1 protein-coding gene is annotated in these 843 nt (G+C 69.0%); it reads left to right on the top strand.

All coding sequences use genetic code 11. The features are described 5' to 3' along the window. On the top strand, window positions 1-843 hold an 843-nt coding region (locus tag ACFFIC_RS29965; protein ID WP_377057276.1), incomplete at both ends, for an IS5 family transposase.

Raw genomic sequence — 843 nt, 5'->3', positions numbered from 1 at the left:
GAAGGCCATCGCGCATCCGACCGACAGCCGCCTTTACGAGAGGGCCCGTTGCTCCCTGGTAGCGCTGGCTGGAAAGGCCGGGATCCGACTGCGACAGAACTACAACCGTAAGGCTCCGCGCCTGGCCGCCCAGGCTGGGCGTCACGCCCATGCCCGGCAGTTCCGCCGCATGCGCAAGGCGCTGCGCACGCTCAGGGGCTACACGGGACGCGTCCTTCGCGACATCGGCCGCAAGCTCGGCGCCACCCCCGAGGGAGGGCTGCGGACGCGGATCGAGCAACGCATGACCCTCGTCACCCGCCTGCTGCGGCAAACGCCCAAAAGCACGGGCAAGCTCTACGCCCTGCACGAGCCGGAGGTGGACTGCATCTCGAAGGGCAAGGCCCGCATCCGTTATGAGTTCGGCTGCAAGGTCAGCATCGCCACCACGCTCACCGGCGGCTTTGTCGTCGGCATGCGCTCCATGCCCGGCAACCCCTACGACGGGCACACCCTCGCGGACGCCCTCCAGCAGGTGGAGACTCTCACCGGATCCTGCCCCAGCCTCGCCGTGGTCGACCGTGGCTACCGCGGCCACAGCGTGCAGCGCACGACGGTGCTCGTCAGCGGCACGCGCCGCAGCCTCACGCCACGCCTGCGCAAGCTCCTGCGCCGCCGCAGCGCCATCGAGCCCGAGATCGGCCACATGAAGTCCGACGGACGCCTCGCCCGATGCGCCCTCAAGAGCACCATCGGTGACGCCCTCTACGCCGTGCTGTGCGGCTGCGGGCACAACATCCGCAAAATCCTCGCCCACCTCAGGGCCCTTTTGCTCGCCCTCCTCACCAGCTTCCTCCACGCAAT

The organism is Muricoccus vinaceus, assembly GCF_042433125.1.
Lineage (GTDB): Bacteria > Pseudomonadota > Alphaproteobacteria > Acetobacterales > Acetobacteraceae > Roseomonas > Roseomonas vinacea.
Note: the sequence above shows the minus strand (reverse complement) of the source record. Positions and strands in the feature narration are given on the sequence as shown.